Here is an 18,860-nt window from a genome sequence, read left to right as displayed (position 1 = left end):
GGCATAACTCGTCACGTGTTCAACCCAGCTCGAATGAAGTAACAACATCATGCTAAATTCTTCCATGCTGAATAGTATTGCCACCCAGCTACACAACCTGGCCGCGGGCGTTCAAGAGGCAACTATCGATGAGTCATACCAGGTAAGCATTCCCTTTAGTGCAATCCACAATGGCAATCGCGCTACGTTGCTGGAAAAATTGAAATCCTTGTCCGCCCCCAAAGGGCGTTACATATATCAATTCACCGTCGAGCAAACTTTATCTGAAACTCTGCATCAAGCATTTAAGGCGGCAAAGTCAGCCGGGAGAAATGATCGGGCCTACTGCCGAATAAATGCTGCCTCTGCATTGCTGTATGTTGGAAGCTCCACAGACCTGCACTCACGAATCAAGCAGCACTTGGGATTCGGCAACAAAGGCACCTATGCCATGCAGCTCTGCCACTGGTTGCCAGAACTAGAAGGAGCGTTGAACATTCAAGCATGGCGGTTCGCTCAGAATGTCGACAATAGCGTCATCCAAGCCATTGAGGATGGTTTATGGGCACTGAATGGGCCTATGTTCGGCAGGCAAGGTGCTCGCTAAGCTATCGGTCGGCTAGGAAACCTTTGCTCTTCGCTCATCTGGTCAAGTAAGCGCGGTAGAATTTCTGCCGCTCTACCGACCAGCCTAAACGCCTTCTCCTCTTCAAACGCCTCGGAGTCGAGATTGATATGCACAATCAAAGCACCGTGCTCTCTAGCGATTCTGGGAATTTCTGCCGCAGGTTGCACCAAGCCCGAAGTCCCGATTGAAAGCAGCAGATCACAATCTTTAGCAGCTGCTAGCGCTTTGCGCCAAGGCTGCTCCGGTAGTGACTCCCCGAACCAGACCACCCCTGGTCGGATTTTACCGTTGCAATGCTGACAGCGTGGTGGCTCGATCCTGCACATATTCTTAATTTCATGCTCAGCCTCTATATTCCATTTATAGGGGCGTGCACACGCAAAGCAACGTGGCGTGTTCAAGCTACCATGCAAATGAATGACCTCATGACAACCCGCCCGCTCATGTAAATCGTCAACATTCTGGGTAATTAGCGTCAGCTTGGGCAATTGATCAGAAAGTTTAGTTATAGCCAAATGGGCAGGATTAGGGATAGCGGCAAGTACCATCGCTCGTCGCCATTCGTACCACCCCCATACCAACGCAGGATCCATGCGAAAGGCATTGGCAGCCGCCAAAGCAGCGGGGTCGAATGATTCCCATAGACCGTTCAAGGCATCGCGAAATGTTGGTATGCCACTCTCTGCCGAGACACCCGCGCCTGTGAACACCACCACATGATGCGCGCGACGTAAACGCGCCCCAAGAAACTCAATCATAAGTCGCCCTTATCTCCGCAACCTCGCGTACCACTCGGCCAGTATGCGGTCGATCGCGCTAGTTGCTTGCAAGCTCAACGCATCATGCCCACATCGCTCACACGAGTCTGCTGGGCTTAGGGCATCGCTCAGTGGCGCAACCGTCTTCTTCCAGCCACATTCGCAGCATACTAATGTAAAAGGTCTTGGCCTTACGGGCATAATCGGCCCTCTCAATTACGCTTGAAGTGAAATAGAATTTATAACTTTTAAACTACAGGAAGCAAAGCCCTCAAGATCTCCACCTGGCGCTGTAGTTGCTCTACGTGCGCTTGCTCCGCTCGCAGGGCTGATCTGAGCTCGCGGTTCTCCTCAATGTGGAAACAGGTACTCTGCCGCTGCTCCTGAAGGTTAACTTGCCAGTGGTTAATCAAACTCGAGATTTTAGTATGCTGCAAATACTGAAATGACAGTAAAATCAAGATCAGACTTTGCAGCGCATACATGCTCCAAGCTCCAATGATCATGCCTTTAACCCCTAAACAATGCAGATTCGACTGCCTTTCGGTACCAGTAAGCAGCCTGCTCAAAGTTTGGCGCCTGGCCCTTTGCACCAGTCTCGTACAGCCGCCCCAGCGCTTTGCCCGCCCAACTGATACGTAAGGGATCCATGAACCCCACATTCAAAGCCGCCCACTGATCCCCGATGCTGTGCTCCCGATTTTCTCTGGAGCCAGCCCGCCATGATGCGACCCGACGCCAAAGTCGAAAAGGTATACCTCTACCCCAAGCCCGTGGACTTCCGAAAATCCATCGATGGCTTGGCCGCTTTGGTCGAGCTGGATATCAAGGTCGCCGTGTTCGACCCCGTGCTTTTTGTTTTTCTGAGTCGCCACCGTAACCGAGTAAAAATCCTCTACTGGGAGCGCAACGGTTTCTGCCTTTGGCTCAAGCGTCTCGAGTCAGAACGGTTCAAAACATCGCCCGACGCTACCGATGAAGCCATGATGTTGAGCCTCCAGGAGTTGAACTGGCTGCTTGATGGTTTTGATCTCTGGCGCAACCGCCCTCATCAAGTTCTGACTCCACGTTTCGTGGCCTGACCCGGTATAATCCGGGCATGACTTTCATGCCTGACGATCTTCCAGACGATCCTGTTTTGCTCAAGCAAATGCTGCTTGAGGCATTCAGCCGTCAAGAGGAAGTGGCTCAGTCCTACCAGACCCACATCGTCGATTTGAAAGGACAGATCAAGTTGCTGCGCGACCGTCTATTCGGACGTAAATCCGAACAGACAGTGGAGCCGAACACGCCGCAACTGGCTCTGTTCAACGAGCCAGAAAGCGTGCCGATATCGCTCATCGTCGATACCGAAGAAGAAGTCGTTTCGCCGACCATACGCCGTGGCAAACGCAAACCGTTGTCGGCTGACCTGCCGCGTATCGAAGTCATCCACGAACTGCCTGAGCACGAACTGACCTGTGTCTGCGGTTGCCGCAAGCATGTGATCAGTGAAGAAACCAGCGAGCAGCTGGATATCGTGCCGATGCAGATCCGGGTCATCAAACACATCCGCAAAGTCTACGGTTGTCGCGGTTGCGAAACGGCTCCGGTCACCGCTGACAAACCTGCTCAATTGATCGAAAAGAGCATGGCCAGTCCGAGTGTCCTGGCGATGTTGTTGACCACCAAGTATGTCGATGGCTTGCCGCTGCATCGTTTCGAGACGGTGCTGAGCCGACATGGTATCGATATTCCGCGTCAGACTCTCGCCCGTTGGATTATCCAGTGCGGCGAGCACTTGCAACCGCTACTGAATCTGATGCGCGACCGGTTGCTGGAAAGCCCCGTCATCCACTGCGATGAAACCCGCGTCCAGGTGCTTAAAGAACCGGATCGAGACCCGACCAGCCAATCCTGGATGTGGGTGCAAGCCAGCGGGCCTCCGGATCGAAAAGTCGTGCTCTTCGACTACACCTCCAGTCGTGCGCAGGAGGTGCCGCTGCGCCTGCTGGAAAGTTATCGTGGCTACATCATGACCGATGATTACGCCGGTTATAACGCATTGGCGCTGCAACCGGGCGTGGAGCGTCTGGCATGCATGGCCCATGCGCGACGCAAGTTCGTGGACGCTCAAAAAGTGCAACCCAAGGGCAAGACAGGACGTGCCGATATCGCGCTAACGATGATCAACAAGTTGTACGGCATAGAGCGAGACCTCAAGGACGTCAGCGATGAGCAGCGATTTATCGTCCGTCAGGAAAAGAGCCTGCCGATCCTGGCTCAGTTGAAAAGCTGGTTGGATAAAGCGCAGCCGCAAGTGACGCCACAAAGTGTCCTGGGCAAGGCTGTTAATTATCTGGCCAGCAACTGGAGCCGGCTGGAGCGCTACGTGGAGGCTGGTTTTTTACCGATCGACAACAACCGGGCAGAGCGTGCAATAAAACCATTTGTGATCGGGCGCAAGGCTTGGTTGTTCAGTGATACGCTCAAAGGTGCAACGGCCAGTGCCCAGATCTACAGTTTGGTCGAGACCGCCAAGGTCAACGGCCAAGAGCCCTATACGTGGCTGCGCCACGTACTAGAGCGCCTGCCACATGCGCAGTCGGTGGCCGACTACGAAGCGTTGTTGCCGTGGAGCTGCTTACCGGAAATGCCACGGTAACCTCGATCACAACTTCGCGGTAGGTGGGGATCATGGATCGGTTACTGCCAATGAGGGGTGTGGTCCACTCTATTATACTTCCGTAATTAAACCCCGCAAAACAAATGCATCCTGACCCATAATCAAAAGTCGGATTACATTCGCGAATTCAAATCAAATCCGCTAGATTTTTAGCGGATTTTTTATGTGTTGTGTAGAGCAAGGAGACAACAAAGATCTCTATACCCATCCCGTTTTTCTTTAACAGCGTAATTTTATAGCGGGCGGCACGAAGAGATAGAGATAGCTGAGGCTTGGCAAAATATCATTGGTAATCGAGGCTACTTCTTTAACTGCAACGCAAATAAATTAAATTACACCATCACTGCTGATGCCCAGATTAATAAGCTGCTCGCCACATGTTTAACCGATGACTATCATAATTTTCACTCATCCTTGCTACCCAGACCTTCGAAGCTCAGGCACAATCCCCAGCCCGCTCCTTCCATATCAAATACCGAATGAAACTGCTCAACACCTACGACGACCGTGACGAAGCCGAAGAGGCGGCCGAGAAACTAACCGGCGACAAGCGCCTTGCCAGCGAGCGCGATGCAACTGTCACGATCTACAACCTGTTCGGCATCCCTAGTTGGAGCAACCTCTACCGCCTGGACATGTACAACCTGGGCGAGCTGAAAAGCCTACTGGATCGTCGCGCAATCTGGCCGCCGGCCGACCAAACACGACATGCCGAGATTATTGCCACACTGCAGACCGTGGCAAAAAACTATGGAGTCGAGGTACCAGGACACTGGCTTTAGCCAGCAAGCTACCCAACGATCTCGATATATCCGATCAGCTCAGCCGAATAGCTCCCATCGCCGTTGGCCGCCCCTTTATGTCTCAGTTCGCGCTGTAAAGTGGGCTCTACCAACTGCGAAAACAGTTCCTGTCGCTGTTCAGGAGAGAAGCAAGGGGTGGCCGGTGCAGCCTGCAGGTATTTCTCACATTGCCGCTCTACCATCGGGACACGTGTTCCATCTGCCTTCACGGCTATTGGTTGCAAGACCACTCGACGCTCACCAGCACTGGTTGAGGTTTCAACGATCCAGAGCGACACCAGCACAGGTTCACCCTGATCTCCCAGTACGGCAATGCCGATCTCTTCAGGGGGCAGGCTGCGCCAACGCCCCAGTTCCTGCTGTACCAATGGGTGGTCAAGGCCCATCAGGTCGACATCGTCACTGCTGGTGGCAATATCGCGATCCAGCGTAAAGCGCAGCTTGCGCGAGCCATCTTGGGCGACGAGATCGCAGGTATTTTCGTCAATCTTCACCAAGCGCTGCTGGCGGTCTGCCAGGGCCGACGACATGAAGCGCACCAAGCGATCCATGCTGGAGGACACGTCGGAGAAAGGCTGGTAATCATCGAGGCTGAAGCCCTCCAGATCCTGAAAGAGATCGAAGACAACCTTGCGAGCCTCGCTGGAGTTGGAGAGCGCCGCTTCGAGCTCCACCTGAGTACGACGCAGGGTTGGGTCGGAAAGCGCTTCCTGGTACAGGCGGTCGTAGTTGAGCCGTTCGGAGAGCTGACCAAGGATCTGGGAGCGCAAATCTTCGGCTACATTGCCTTGCTCATCGACCTTGCCGACAGTTCGAGCGATTTCGGTAAGTTTCTCATCTAGAAGCAGGAAAATCCGCCCCTCGATGGTATCCGAGAGCACCAAGTTATAGACCTGAGCCGTATGGTTCTGCCCGTAGCGGTGGATGCGACCGATACGTTGCTCTACATCCATCGGATTCCAGGGCAGGTCGAAGTTGAACAGGATGCGCGCAAATTGCAAATTGATCCCTTCACGTCCGGCTGCCGTACACACCAGTACTCGCGGGCCATCCTTCTGCCGGAAGCGGCGCTCCGCAGCCACTTTTGCACCATGATCACCGCCCCTGAGCACGACAACACCCTGGCCTGGGTAGGTTGCCTCGATTTCCTGGGAGATCATTTCTACCGTTCCCAGGTAGGTCGCGAAGATTACTACCTTTTCCTCAGGATTCTGCCGCCATAGGTAACCCAAGCCATCGAGCAGCTTTTGCGCCTTGGTCTCCCTTTGCTGGGGGAAGGAGGCCAACAGGTCACCAATTCGCAGGCGCTCCTCTGGTAGGTGGAGCTCAACAACGGCAGAAGCTGCCTCTTCCGAATGCGTCGATGAAAATTCGCTACCGTAGGGATCGGAAGCCATTTCCAGGACATCATCATCCAGCTTCTTGATCAGGCGATGGCGCAGATCTGCCATCACACGATCGACCTCGCTGCGGCCGATGATGTCACGTGGCAGATTGAACTGCTCATGGATCATTTCACGCGCTTCTTCGTTAAGTCGCTCACGCCCCTCGATGTCAAGATCTTTGTCACGCAGCAGCGCTTCATGCAGGGTCAACATCAACAGGCGGCGCTTGAGGGTGCGCCGTACAGCCGCAAAGCTTGAGGCCGCGATTTTCTGGAAGATGGCCATCAGGAACCCCAAGGCCCGGCCCTGGTTGCCCTGACGCTTGGCCAGGTCAAAGCCTTCCTCCAGATACTCACGCAAGCGCTCATAGAAGCGCTTTTCTGCCTCGTTCATCACGAACGACTCTGTATGCACCCAGCGACGAGCAAACAGCGGTGAGCCATCCGGTTGGCAGGCATCCGCCTTGGTACGGCGGAACATCACCGTATTCAGCCGATATCGGTGATCGACCATCTCCTCCGGCCCTTTGAACAGGGTCGGGTTGAGCAACTGCACCAGCATCCAGAATTGGAAATGATTGCCCTGGTGAGGGGTGGCCGAAAGCAGCAGCAGGCCACGAGCATGATCCTTCAGTGCCTCGGCCAGCTTGTAGTTTTCGGTTTTCTTGACCTTGTTTCCGCTGCTGCGATGAGCTGTCAGGTGGTGCGCTTCGTCGAACACCACCAGATCCCAGCGTGGGGCTTCCAGCAGGCGCTTGATGCGTGCAGGCCGCTTGAGGGTATCGATGCTGGCGATCAAGCGGTCGTGCTTGGCGAAGGCATTTGTCTTGCGGTCGGTGATGTCGCCCTCCGAACCGAATACCTCGAAGTCGAGATTGAACACGTCGTTCAGCTCACGATGCCAGTTGTTCACCAGGCCCGCAGGAACCACCATCAAGGCACGGTTCAGCTCTCCGCGGCTCGCCAGCTCGCGCAGGATCAGCGCCGTTTCGATGGTCTTGCCTAGCCCCACCTCATCGGCAATCAGGTAGCGTCTGGGTGAGGCGGTGGCAATGCGGTGGGTCAGCACTACCTGGTGGGGCAGAAGATCAATGCGGGCCGAGGTCAGTGCAGACGCGCTTTCCATCGCCGGCAACGCATGTGCCTCATAGGCTAGCCAGGCCTTGCGCGCACGCTCGCTGCCACCTGCAACCGCCTGCAAAATGCGCTGGGTGCGCGACAACTCACGCCGGACCAGGTGAACAGGGACACGTCGTAGACCAACGCCGACAAACAGCGCCCCCAGGTATCCATCCCGAGGCGGCTCGGTAACAACCCCCTGCCCAAACTCGGCATGCGTGATCTGCTCACCAGGAGAGAAATGAAGCTCAGCGCTCATCGTCACGACTCAGGTAATCCGCAGATGGAAGAGGCCCGATGCTTTGGCCCCTGGGCGCAAGAGGATCTCCTGCGGGTAGTCGGTGGCCTCCCCCCAGAGCACGCGGCCAAAATCCAGGGCAGCATCAGAGTGAGGATGCGCACAACGCCAGGCCACCGCATCGGTGGCCGGGTTTGTCGTGAGCCGACCAGCGCCGGAGGGCATCCAGAACATCAGTGCTGCCTGCCCCTCGTAATAGCTCTGGAAGGAAAGCAAGGCACCCTTGACCTCTGCCGCCAGCCAGTCCTCGGCCTCGTCAGGAGGGAGCACATCCAGGCTGCCCTCCAGCCCGGCTACCACAAGGGTATTGTTGTCGTTGCTCGGCAGGTCATCCGGCCAGTTTCTGGCAGCCTGGATGAATTGCCTCAGGCTCCAGACCTCACTAGCAACACAAACCTGTGCCAATGCTTCCGCATCCCAAATCCAGCTGGTTCCCCTGCGCATCCAAACGCTGTCGAGCAACTGCTTCATGCCTTAATCCTCCTGGAACAGCGCCATTTGCTGCACGGCTTCCTTGTGACTGGATGCCCAGCCGTTGTAGATGGTGAGCGCCCGCGAGGCGGCATGGCGCATCGGTTCGGTCGCCGCACGCTTGGACAACCAATCCAGCAGTCCCTTGAGCGCGGCGTGGGGTTTGAAGTTTTCATTCTTCAAGGTATCGGCAGCATTGATCCCACTGTTGTCGAAGCATGCGCCCATCAGCACCAGCGCCTGGTCAAGGTCCGAGGTCAGCTTGCGACGATGCTTGCCCTGCCAGCTTTGTGCGAATGCCAGCGGCTCGACCATGTAGAAGACCTTTTTCTTTTCCTCACACCAGCCACGCTCTACGAACTCATCAGGGGCCATGCCGGAGCCACGCAGGTGCTTTTGCATCTGATCGCGGGCGACTTCAGTCTGTCCCTCGTAGATACGCAGGAACTGACGAGTAACGGGTTCGGCGTTGACCGGTGGTGGCTCCTGAGTACGGTTAGCGTCCTCATCGATCAGCTGGTTGATACCCACTAGGGCATCCCGCACATTGATCACTCGGCCTTCATCGACATAGACCTTGCCGTAGTGGCGAGAGAAATACTCCAGAGCCTTACCGCGACGAATCACCTGCAGGTCAGCCGATGGCAAACCCTCCTTGGAGTGGTTTTCCAGCATGCCTTGCAGTTGGCGAACCTCAGCCAATACCTCGCGGCGCATGCGGCCCCAGCTCACCGGTTTGGGCTCTTCGGTGCGTTTGCGGCAGACGTGGATGATGTCGTACTCGATGGTCTTCGAACCGAACTCTCCTTCGCCTTTTGTTTCGTCGGAGCGAATCGGATAGGTAGCTTCGAGATAGAAGCCCGCATCGAACAACGACTCCAGCACTGCCACCCACGGCTCATCCTCGCTGTGATGGAAGGTGAAGGCCAGGATGCCGCTGGGCTTCAGGAGGCGATGCGCCTCGCGCCAGCACTGCGTGAGCAAGCGCTGGTAGAAGCCATCCGGGTCTTCTGGCTCCCGTGCTTTGTTGGCCACGGCCTCCAGCGACTTGGGTGTGTACTCTGCACTGAAAATCTCTGGGTACTTGCCCTTAAGCACCAGGCGGAGCCAGACGTAGAAAAAGTCGGCCAGCTCCGAGTAGTGCAACAGGCCGCCGAAAGGCGGATCGGTGATGACCAGATCAAGGCTGGCACTTTCTAGCTGAGTCAGATCGGTGGACGAGCCCTGATGCACGACCACATCTAGCACCGGGTCGCCGGGGAACACTTTTTCGCTCTTCCCACTTAGCTGACCAGCAAGCGCAGAGTCGCGGCGCTTCAGCGCTTCGATGCTCACCGAATCCCACGGTTCAGCCGCCCATTCTCGGCCCTCATTGATCCCTTCGATACACGACGCCCAATTGCCACGACCCAGCGCTGGAAAAACACTGTTTTCAACGACATTGTTCTTCGGGTGATAGTTGTTGTTGCTCATGTGCGGCACGAGCTTGTCGTAACCGCTATCCCAAAAACAAAAAAGATTTTGATTGCGTAAATATTGCTGGAAGGCCCCCAGCACAAACTCCCGCACCCGCCAGTCGTAGTCCCCGACTTCGACAATGGCTTTGAGCAGTTGAGCGTGCACCAGCAGTTGGCGCGGGTTGAACATCGTCCACCAGTGCGTGAAGCCGTAGTTTTCACGGATATCACTGTTGGCAATAGCTGTCATGAACCCATAGGGCACTTCAGAGCGCGGCCAGTAGTCCTTCAGGTCAGCATCCTTGCGCGCTTCCCATTCCGCGAACGCAGCGTCATGTTGATGGGCATGTGCTATTTCATAAGGTGCGAAGAAGCGCCCGCTGTAGGGTTTGCCTGCTTCATCCCGCTTGGGCGCGTAGCCTTGAACGGCATATGCTGCCATTTGGCCGCTTTTCTTGGTGGCCTTGATAGAGCTCATGACGTCTTGCACTGTGCCGCAGGCCGCGCAGGCAAAGTTGGAGCGCTTCGGCACTGTGCCGTTTTCCGGCGCAAAGGTGATCTTCGTTTCTGGGCAAGTCACTTGGTCCGGCAGTGCACCTCGCACCTCTAGCAGACGAATTTTGGATGCTCGCTCATTATCCCAGCGCGTAGTCGCACCCACGTCATCCTGCGCCGAACCACCGAAGGGCTGGCCGTTCACATCCAGCTTTGGCGAGCCTGCTAGCCATTGCGGATGCACCAGCAGACTCAGCTCGACCTTCTTATTTTTGCCCTTGCCAAGCTTGATTTGCCCACGAGTGCCTTCCAGCGCCAGACCATCCTTGATGCGTAGTTGGGCCTTGATACTGCTGCCACAATGCGGACAGCTCACACCCTTCTCGACATCAAGGATGGCGAACGGATGCTCCGACGGTGCCACATACAACGGCACGTCGGGTGCCATCCGCGCAGAGTGTTCCTCAATATGGAATTCACCGCCACAGTTGCTGCAGGCATGCTCCCAGTGCTTGACGGACAGAGTTTTCACCGCCATCACCGGACTGGTCATGATCGGTGTTCGATGGCCGCAGCCGGTCACCTGGCAAGGGCCGTGCTTGGCCCAGAAGGTGTAGATGATCTCCGGGCCTTCGTAGCGATAGTCTTTGCGCTCCTCACGCGGAATGCTCAGCGGGTCGAAGCCGGCGGGCATCACCTTCTGGGTCGGCAGATGCGTCCAGCTGCCTTTCTCACCATTCGGGCCATCACAGTAGTAGTACGGCATGATCTGCGGCTTGACTTCGGCCTCGATGTCGGCGAGCAGGCGTTTTACTTCCTCCAGATCGACGTTGGCCAGCTCCTGCTTGACCACAAACCACGCGACTGGATTCAGGTCATTACCGATCATCTGCATGCCAAGGCGTGAGCCCTCCACTAGCGTGGTGCCACCCCCCATGAAAATGTCCGCCACCTTCAGATCCTTGAAGGCCCCCTTCTTCTGGTGGTTGGCATAGTAGTTGTCCCATACCAGCTTGGCTGCGTGCGACTTGTCCTCCGGAGCCTTGGTGGCTGCCGCAATCAGCATGGAGCGGAAAACGCTGGAGCGACGACGTGCCCACCATTTCGACATCTGGTAGATCGGCTTGCCTGCGTTCCCCTCGATGATCGCCACCTGGTTGACCGGGAGGATCGGGAAGTCGACCTCCAGGCAGGTCTTGGGGCGATTCGGATCGTTGAAATCCACGGTTTCCAGCGCAACGGCTTTGCCGGCACCAACAGCCTTGGCGACTTCGAGGGCCAGGAGTTCTTTCTTGGTTGCCATATGGCGCATATCCTTACTTGGTGAGCTCGACGAACGGCGATAAAACTTCCAGCAGCGACAAGCCACCGTGGGTCAACGTCGGGTATCCACCCTGGCTTTTCCATTTCAAACGACCAAGCGCCATCAGGTGTGCCCCATGCTGGTTTTCGATCTGGAGAGAAACCGGGGGAGAAAAATGGCCAGCCTCGGCTGTACCTGCAGTGCTACGGCCGCTGGCAAAGGTTTTCTTGAGGTAGGCAGCTACATCCCCTTCGGCGTCCGAGAAGTAGCCTGTAGCGGCATAGCCATGGTCAGAGGTGATAACCAGTCGACGACCCGTTGCCAGTTTTTCCACGAAAGCCCAGAAGTCATCGCTGGTGAGTTGCTCCGCGGCATCGCGAGTCAGGACTTCCAGTCCTTGGCCAGCACCGGAACCATCGTGCACCTTGCTGTCTGGCCAGTGGTGCCAGAACACCCAGCTGGGTGCGCTGTTAACCAAGCCGGCGCAGTCCTGCCAGGGTAAATCGATGCTTTCGGTCTGGCAGGGAGCAAGCCTGTGAGTCAATCCGCCACCATTGCTCTGCAGTTGGCTACGACTGCCAAAGCCCAAGGCTTTGGCAAATTCGGTGGTTTCACCCGGCAGCTCCGAGGCTGTAGCTGAGACTTCATGCAGGTTAAAACCGCGCTCCTTGGCTCCCTGGAGCAGCCAAGGCAGCTCGCGCAGCGAAAGACCATCCAGAATCAACACTGCCTTGGCGCTGTACGGTTGTTCCCACCAAGTTGCTACTCGGTCAGAGGTCTGCTGAATACCGCTTACTTCAGAATCAGCAAAGGCATGCCAGAGATCCCAGCTGCTGGTCGCAAGAAAATGATCCAGCCAGCCCACCTCACGGTCACGCCGGGTCACCTCGCCAGCGGCATTACCCGCAGCCAACGGCTTGCTAGTGATCTCCATGACGCGTTCGACAATGAGTTTCCAGGCTTCTGCGGACGTACCGCTGGTGATCTTCTGTAAAAGCTCAGCATCCAGTGCCATCAGTTGTCTTCCTTCTCAAGGGATAGCTCGAAGGCCATGCCATCCGGGAGCTTCTTCAGCAGCTCTTTCAATTGAGCGCCAGTGGCGGCCGAGAGTTTGAGCGTCACGGACTCGACAGGTGTGGCAGGGCCAATACCCCAACCTTCCAACTTGCCAATCAGGTTCAACGGCGAGGTGGCAGGATTCTGCAGTACAGTTTTTGACTTACTACTGGTGCTGTCGGACGGGTTGGCAAAAATCCCCCCAGGAGCAGGTGGAGTGCCGCCGCCAGTCTCCGAGACAGGGAATGGGGGCATGCCACCTCCCTGGCCGGAATTGCCATTGCTGTCACCGAAGAGCCCACCGGGCTGTGGCGGAGGGGTAATCGGGGTAACTGCGCCACCTGTAGCAGGTACGGCAGAGGGCTGCAGCAGGAATACCTCGTCCAGTTGCCGTCCTGTGAGGGAAAGCTTGGGTCGCAGGCGCTTCCAGGCGCTTTCTTCATCTTCACCCGGCTGCGCTTGCAGGTATTCCATGCCTCGCAGGTTGATAGCGATCTTGCCTCGTGCACACAGGCGGATGACGCGCTCCTTCATGGCGGTTTCCCCCAGCCATGGGATGCAGTCCAGCCCACCTGGACGGGGCTCCTTCAGTTCGCGCAGCAGCTTGCTGATAGGTTCGCTGTTGGAAGCGAGCTCCATGACAAGCTCTTCAAGATCCTCTGGAACGAACAGGTCATTGACTAGTGCTTCCTCGATGTCCTCGGGGATCTGCGCTCCCTGTTTCTTCAGCGTCTCCACAGCGAATGCGCATTGGCTGGGGTCCTGGTTGCTCCAGCGCATCAGTACAGCGAAGCGATCAAAGCGCTTCTTCAGGATGTCACGCAGCTCGCTCTGGTACTTAGTCTGTAGCTTCCGGTACTCGGGACTCTGACTGCTCCATTCCTGCGCTTTCATGGATGCGCGGGCCAGGATCAGCAGGTCGCGGTCCTGGAAAGCATTCTTCGAGCCTCCTCGGGGGAGCAGGAAGCGTACCGTGTTGCGATTTTTTTGCAGGTGATCCTTGAGCCAGCGGCCGAGACGCTCATCAAGGCGGTCCGGCTCTTCCGGCAGCACCAAAATGGGCAGGCGATCATCCCAACGCCCAGGCTGCTCGCTTTCCTCGAGGGTGGACCAAGGGTCAGAAAGCCAAGTGCTGGGCAATGCAATCACGCGGAAGTTTTTCGCCACCTCCTCGGTGCCGCCGATGACGTAGCGGATCTCCTTGGCCAGTTGAGCGAGATCCGTCCCGTCGGCAAACAGCTTGTCGTTGCGAGCACAGGCCATCAGCTTGGCCCGGGGGTTTTCCTCTTCACGGAATACCAGTCGATTACCATCCGGGTGGATGTTGAAGCTGTTCTCGACAATAGTGGCGAGCTCGACCTGAAAGGCGTTGTCATCGACTGCCGATGCACGGGTGATATCGACTTGCAGAGTTGCTGGCTCAGCCCCTGCCTGGTTCCCGACAGCAATCGAGCGTAACCAGAGTGCGCTGACAATCTCCTTCAGGTGCGGCACATCGTAACGGTACCCTGGCACCGCCTCGGTAACCGAGGTGATGTTGCGCAGCGCCTTTTCGCGCAGGGTGCGATGCTGCTGATTGGACACCGAATCCAGCAGCGCACCGATGCCAGCGGTGTCGTCATCAAGAATGAAGTCGGCGGCAGTTAGAATCGGGCTGCTATCTCCCCGGCTTTTGAACAGGTTGGCCAGGATGCGGATCATATCGCGGGTTTCCTGGGCATCCGTGGCGATCAGAACCTGGTCTTCCAGAAGCTGCAACAGGTGCGGGGCATAGGGCCACGCCTCAGTGAAATCGCGACGCTTGCGCTCCTGCTCTGCAGCCGGCACATCTAGCAGTCGGAAGAATTCGCTGACGTGATTGGCCAGCAGGCTCTCGATGTTGGCAGCAGGAACCTGCAGCCGGTTGTCGAACAGCCGGTGCAGCAGCATACGCCGACGATCCAGCTGAATTCGCTCGGGGCTGCCGCCTGCCTTGAAGTCGATGGTCACCGGGTTGACGCGGTGAACCTGCTGATAGGCATCGGTGCTGCCATTGCGCACGGAGATCACCAGAACCAAGAGCTCCGGATGCTCCTTAGCGATCTCGGAAAGGATCTGGATGAAATTGAAGGCCCAAGCAACCGCTGGTGTCTGCTTGGTATCCTTGAGCCCATCGAACCAGGTCTGGAACTCGTCCAGCAACAGCATGGTCGGTTGCTTCTGGAGCAGCTCCAAAATCAGGTCTTGGGAGGGGACATCGGTCTTCGCGTTGCCCATACCCTCCCATTTGCCACGGATGTATGTGCCATGGGGGTGACGCTCCAGCAGCACATCCCAGAGGAACTTGTAGCGCTGACGGTGCAGGCTTTCACCGATCACCAGCATGCCATCACGCAGGCGAATCTTGGCAATCTCCGGCACGGCCAGGGTGGTTACCCATGAGGAGAGCCAGGCAGCGGTCGATACAGGGTCGTTGACCGCGTGGTACAGGGCCGCCATCAAGTGCGACTTACCAAGCCCGCGCTCGCCAATCACTACAACAGGACGCCCCTGGTCAGGCCCGACGGCCTCGATCCCCTTGAGCAGATCTTGGGTGGGGTAGGTGATGCTCAGGAATTCCTGAGCTGCAACCTGTGTCGCACCAGTGTTGCTCTCGTTGGCAAGCTCGATGGCAGTGCCTTTGAGGCGCTTGCCCCGGAACTCCTCACGCAACGTTAACCCAAGCATCGGCACTCGATCTCCATTCAATCTCAACGCAGGCCCCGCCAAAGCACAGGCGGGGGCCGGCAATACATTCGTCAGAGTCAGTCAGCTTATAAAAAGGAAGGAGCAGCGGCCCGAAGATGGAGGCCAAGAATGGCCGCCACTGATTGACTCGTAAGGGACCGCCACACAGCGCCAGAGCAGAATTGCTCGGGCTGAGCATCGGGAATGCATAGTGTGGTATCGGGTGAAGCTGTGGAGCTACCCGAGAGGTGATGGCGTCATCCTGCATGGAAGGCACACACAGGCTAACCGGACAGAGGGGCATGCTCTGCCGGGCACCATGGTCTAAATTATTGCGCTCATCCATCCCGTAGATCCTTCACGGCCGAGCTGCTGCTAGTCAGCCATGAGTGTGCGCAAGACAATCTCAATTGGCAACCAATTGGCAACCAGACTGGTCAAGTTTTGACCACAACCAAAAACTGACAGGCATAAAAAAATCCAAGCACCCGTAAGCGCTTGGATTTTCTAGGGATTTTTGGTCGGGACGGAGTGATTCGAACACTCGACCCCTTGCACCCCATGCAAGTGCGCTACCGGGCTGCGCTACGCCCCGACTGGGCTTTAAACCCGCTCTCGATGTTGCTGAGAACGTTGAAGAATGTACCTTAAGCTTTTGAATTTTGGAAGTATTATTTTCCTGATCCTTTGCCGGGTTATTTCTTCAGAACCACCAGTACATCTTCCAGTTCGACAATCATTTGCCGAATCAGTTGTTTGTACTGGGTGGTGTCATCCTTGGCCTCATCACCCGACAGGCGCAGGCGCGCGCCGCCGATGGTGAAACCCTGGTCGTATAGCAAGGCGCGGATCTGCCGGATCATCAGCACGTCTTGGCGCTGATAATACCGGCGGTTTCCGCGGCGCTTGACCGGGTTGAGTTGAGGAAATTCCTGCTCCCAATAACGAAGTACGTGCGGTTTTACCGCGCATAGCTCGCTGACTTCACCAATGGTGAAGTAGCGTTTGCCAGGAATCGGCGGAAGCTCGTCGTTATGACTTGGTTCCAGCATAAGCCTCAACTCGGGCTTTCAATTTCTGCCCTGGACGAAAGGTGACGACGCGACGTGCCGTGATCGGGATCTCTTCACCCGTTTTCGGGTTGCGGCCCGGCCGCTGGCGCTTGTCACGCAGGTCGAAATTGCCGAAACCGGACAATTTGACCTGCTCGTTGTCTTCAAGAGCGTGCCTGATTTCCTCGAAAAACAGTTCGACCAATTCCTTGGCTTCACGTTTATTCAGGCCCAGCTCCTCGTACAGCCGTTCGGCCATTTCAGCTTTCGTCAGAGCACCCATACGCTATTTCCTTAACGTGGTGTTCAACCTTTGTTCGAGCGAGGTGAGGATGTCTTGAGTCGCAGCGTTCACCTCATCGTCATTAAGAGTGCGCGATGGATGCTGCCAGGTCAAGCCAACAGCCAGGCTTTTTCTATCGGGATCAATGCCTTTACCCTGATAGACGTCAAACAGCCTGAGGTCTGTAAGCCACTCGCCTGCATTTTCACGGATTACCTCAAGCACTGCGCTCGAAGCCACATCACGTCCTGCAATTAAAGCCAGGTCACGACGTACTTCCGGGAATTTCGACAGCTCGTGGAACTTCGGCAGGCGGCCTTCAACCACATCGCCCAAGACCAGTTCGAAAACAAACACCGGACGATCCAGACCCAGGGTTTTCGCAAGCTCTGGGTGGATGGCGCCCAGGTAGCCTACTTCGCGACCATCACGCTCGATGCGTGCGGTCTGGCCTGGGTGCAGTGCCGGGTGCTTGCCAGCGGCAAAGGTGAAATCACCCAGCGAACCAGAGAAGCCCAACAGTGCTTCAACGTCTGCCTTCACATCGAAGAAATCGATGCTGTCACGGCCATTGGCCCAACCTTCAGGCATACGGCTACCGCAGACCACGCCGGCAAGCATGGGTTGTTGCTGCAGACCGTCCAGCTGACCAACGAAGCGCTGGCCGCTTTCGAACAGGCGCACACGATCCTGTTGGCGGTTAAGGTTGTGCTGCAGGGCCTTGACCAGACCTGGCCACAGGGAGGCACGCATGGCCGCCATGTCGCTGGAGATCGGGTTGGCCAGCAGCAGCGGCTCGACGCCTGGGCTGAACAGCTCAAACAGTTTAGGGTCGATAAAGCTGTAGGTGATCGCTTCCTGATAGCCACGGGCAACCAGCAGACGACGCAGTGCTGGCAGCTCGCCACGCGACTCGGCACGGGCTTGCGGCGCCAGGCGTGCTTGCGGGTAACGAACCGGCAGACGGTTATAGCCGTACAGACGGGCCAGCTCTTCGATCAGGTCAACTTCCAAGCTGATGTCGAAACGATGGCTTGGCACCTCGACCTGCCACTGCCCTGCTCCACCTGAGGTTTTCAGACCCAGAGCATTGAGCAGGCGCTCGACTTCGGCACTGTCCATTTCCATGCCCAGCATCTGATTGATGCGGTCGGCACGCAGGGTGATCGGCGCAACGTTCGGCAGATGCTGCTCGCTGACCGCCTCGATGACCGGGCCGGCTTCGCCGCCAACGATCTCCAGCAGCAGGCCAGTAGCACGTTCAATGGCTTCCTTGGCCAGTTGCGAATCGACACCGCGTTCGTAGCGGTGCGAGGCGTCGGTATGCAGGCCGTAAGAACGAGCCTTGCCAGCCACCGAAATCGGCTCGAAGAAGGCGCTTTCCAGGAAGATGTCACGGGTAGTCGCGGAAACACCGCTGTGCTCGCCCCCCATTACACCCGCAATGGCCAGAGCGCGCTCATGGTCGGCAATGACCAGGGTGTCGCTACGCAGCGCAACTTCCTGACCATCCAGCAGGACCAGCTTCTCGCCCTCTTCGGCCATGCGCACACGGATACCGCCGTTGATTTCGGCGAGATCGAATGCATGCAACGGCTGGCCCAGTTCAAGCATCACGTAGTTGGTGATGTCGACGGCAGCGTCGATACTGCGAACATCAGCCCGGCGCAGGCGCTCGACCATCCACAATGGGGTCGGACGCGACAGGTCGACGTTACGGATAACACGCCCCAGGTAACGTGGGCAGGCAGCCGGGGCCAGCACCTCGACCGAGCGAACGTCATCATGGGTCGGAGCAACGGCAGGCACAGCCGGGCGGGTAACGGGCGCGTCATACAGGGCGCCGACTTCACGGGCCAGGCCAGCCAGGGACAGGCAGTCGCCACGGTTAGGGGTCAGGTCGACCTCAATGCTGGCGTCGTCCAGGTCCAGGTACTCACGGATGTCCTGGCCAACCGGTGCATCGGCAGCCAGCTCCAGCAGACCGTCGTTTTCTTCACTGATCTGCAGCTCGGCAGCCGAGCACAGCATGCCGTTGGACTCAACGCCACGCAGCTTGGCTTTCTTGATCTCGAAGTCGCCCGGCAGTTCGGCACCGATCATGGCAAACGGAATTTTCAGGCCTGGGCGAACGTTGGGTGCGCCACACACGACCTGGAAGGTCTCGCTACCGTTGCTGACTTGGCAGACACGCAGCTTATCGGCATCCGGGTGTTGTTCGGTGCTCAGCACCTCGCCTACGACGATGCCACTGAACTGGCCGGCTGCCGGGGTGACGCTGTCGACCTCAAGGCCAGCCATGGACAGACGAGCAACCAGCTCGTCACGGGATACCTGCGGGTTGACCCAACCGCGCAGCCACTTTTCACTGAATTTCATTCTGCTCTCCTGAAAGATTCGTTA

General features: G+C 57.0%; 13 protein-coding genes and 1 tRNA gene. 4 read left to right on the top strand and 10 right to left on the bottom strand.

What is annotated here, in order from left to right; translation table 11 throughout:
• Window positions 1–49 precede the first annotated feature (49 nt).
• A complete protein-coding gene (locus tag ACZ9H3_RS01480; RefSeq protein ID WP_476219146.1) occupies window positions 50–586 on the top strand; it encodes a GIY-YIG nuclease family protein in 537 nt (178 codons plus the stop codon).
• Here the strand turns inward: ACZ9H3_RS01480 and ACZ9H3_RS01475 are convergent.
• Entirely contained in the window at window positions 583–1,365 is a 783-nt protein-coding gene (locus ACZ9H3_RS01475) for an SIR2 family NAD-dependent protein deacylase (protein WP_476219144.1), read from the bottom strand. The two genes, ACZ9H3_RS01480 and ACZ9H3_RS01475, sit on opposite strands and share 4 nt — an antisense overlap.
• Before the next feature lie 722 nt (window positions 1,366–2,087).
• On the opposite strand from ACZ9H3_RS01475, the gene tnpB reads away from it, so the two are divergent.
• The 3 genes from tnpB (at window position 2,088) to ACZ9H3_RS01460 (ending at window position 4,812) form a co-directional block, all read left to right on the top strand.
• Window positions 2,088–2,447 carry an IS66 family insertion sequence element accessory protein TnpB gene (gene tnpB, locus ACZ9H3_RS01470; RefSeq protein WP_476219142.1) on the top strand — a complete coding sequence of 120 codons (360 nt, stop codon included), beginning with the start codon at window positions 2,088–2,090 and terminating at the stop codon, window positions 2,445–2,447.
• 17 nt (window positions 2,448–2,464) lie between these two features.
• The gene (gene tnpC / locus ACZ9H3_RS01465) at window positions 2,465–4,009 is read left to right on the top strand and encodes an IS66 family transposase (protein WP_476219140.1); all 1,545 of its coding nucleotides are present in this window, start codon (window positions 2,465–2,467) and stop codon (window positions 4,007–4,009) included.
• A 500-nt stretch (window positions 4,010–4,509) separates the two neighbouring features.
• On the top strand, window positions 4,510–4,812 hold the full coding sequence (locus ACZ9H3_RS01460; protein ID WP_476219138.1) for a hypothetical protein: 303 nt from the start codon (window positions 4,510–4,512) through the stop codon (window positions 4,810–4,812).
• Between the two features lie 8 nt (window positions 4,813–4,820).
• Here the strand turns inward: ACZ9H3_RS01460 and ACZ9H3_RS01455 are convergent, their stop codons facing one another.
• The 9 genes from ACZ9H3_RS01455 to pheT form a co-directional block, all read right to left on the bottom strand.
• On the bottom strand, window positions 4,821–7,595 hold the full coding sequence (locus ACZ9H3_RS01455; RefSeq protein WP_476219137.1) for a DEAD/DEAH box helicase: 2,775 nt from the start codon (window positions 7,593–7,595) through the stop codon (window positions 4,821–4,823).
• A 9-nt stretch (window positions 7,596–7,604) separates the two neighbouring features.
• Complete coding sequence (locus tag ACZ9H3_RS01450; RefSeq protein WP_476219135.1) at window positions 7,605–8,105, bottom strand: hypothetical protein; 501 nt, start codon at window positions 8,103–8,105, stop codon at window positions 7,605–7,607.
• 3 nt (window positions 8,106–8,108) lie between these two features.
• Complete coding sequence (locus tag ACZ9H3_RS01445) at window positions 8,109–11,360, bottom strand: DUF1156 domain-containing protein (protein ID WP_476219134.1); 3,252 nt, start codon at window positions 11,358–11,360, stop codon at window positions 8,109–8,111.
• Window positions 11,361–11,373: 13 nt separating this feature from the next.
• Window positions 11,374–12,375, bottom strand: a complete 1,002-nt coding sequence (locus tag ACZ9H3_RS01440) for a hypothetical protein (protein WP_476219132.1) — start codon at window positions 12,373–12,375, stop codon at window positions 11,374–11,376.
• Window positions 12,375–15,122 (bottom strand): DUF499 domain-containing protein, encoded by a 2,748-nt coding sequence (locus ACZ9H3_RS01435; RefSeq protein WP_476219130.1) that lies wholly within the window; start codon window positions 15,120–15,122, stop codon window positions 12,375–12,377. Before ACZ9H3_RS01435 ends, ACZ9H3_RS01440 begins: the two co-directional genes overlap by 1 nt.
• A gap of 518 nt (window positions 15,123–15,640) precedes the next feature.
• Window positions 15,641–15,717 (bottom strand) — tRNA-Pro (locus tag ACZ9H3_RS01430).
• A 100-nt stretch (window positions 15,718–15,817) separates the two neighbouring features.
• Window positions 15,818–16,174, bottom strand: a complete 357-nt coding sequence (locus ACZ9H3_RS01425) for a MerR family transcriptional regulator (protein WP_010222411.1) — start codon at window positions 16,172–16,174, stop codon at window positions 15,818–15,820.
• Window positions 16,155–16,457: an integration host factor subunit alpha gene (gene ihfA / locus ACZ9H3_RS01420; protein WP_002553164.1), complete on the bottom strand. Its 303-nt coding sequence runs from the start codon at window positions 16,455–16,457 to the stop codon at window positions 16,155–16,157. The genes ACZ9H3_RS01425 and ihfA overlap by 20 nt, the downstream gene beginning before the upstream one ends.
• A gap of 3 nt (window positions 16,458–16,460) precedes the next feature.
• Window positions 16,461–18,836 (bottom strand): phenylalanine--tRNA ligase subunit beta, encoded by a 2,376-nt coding sequence (gene pheT / locus ACZ9H3_RS01415; RefSeq protein ID WP_476219128.1) that lies wholly within the window; start codon window positions 18,834–18,836, stop codon window positions 16,461–16,463.
• Window positions 18,837–18,860 lie beyond the last annotated feature (24 nt).

This window comes from Pseudomonas sp. TE3910, assembly GCF_056279025.1.
Note: the sequence above shows the minus strand (reverse complement) of the source record. Positions and strands in the feature narration are given on the sequence as shown.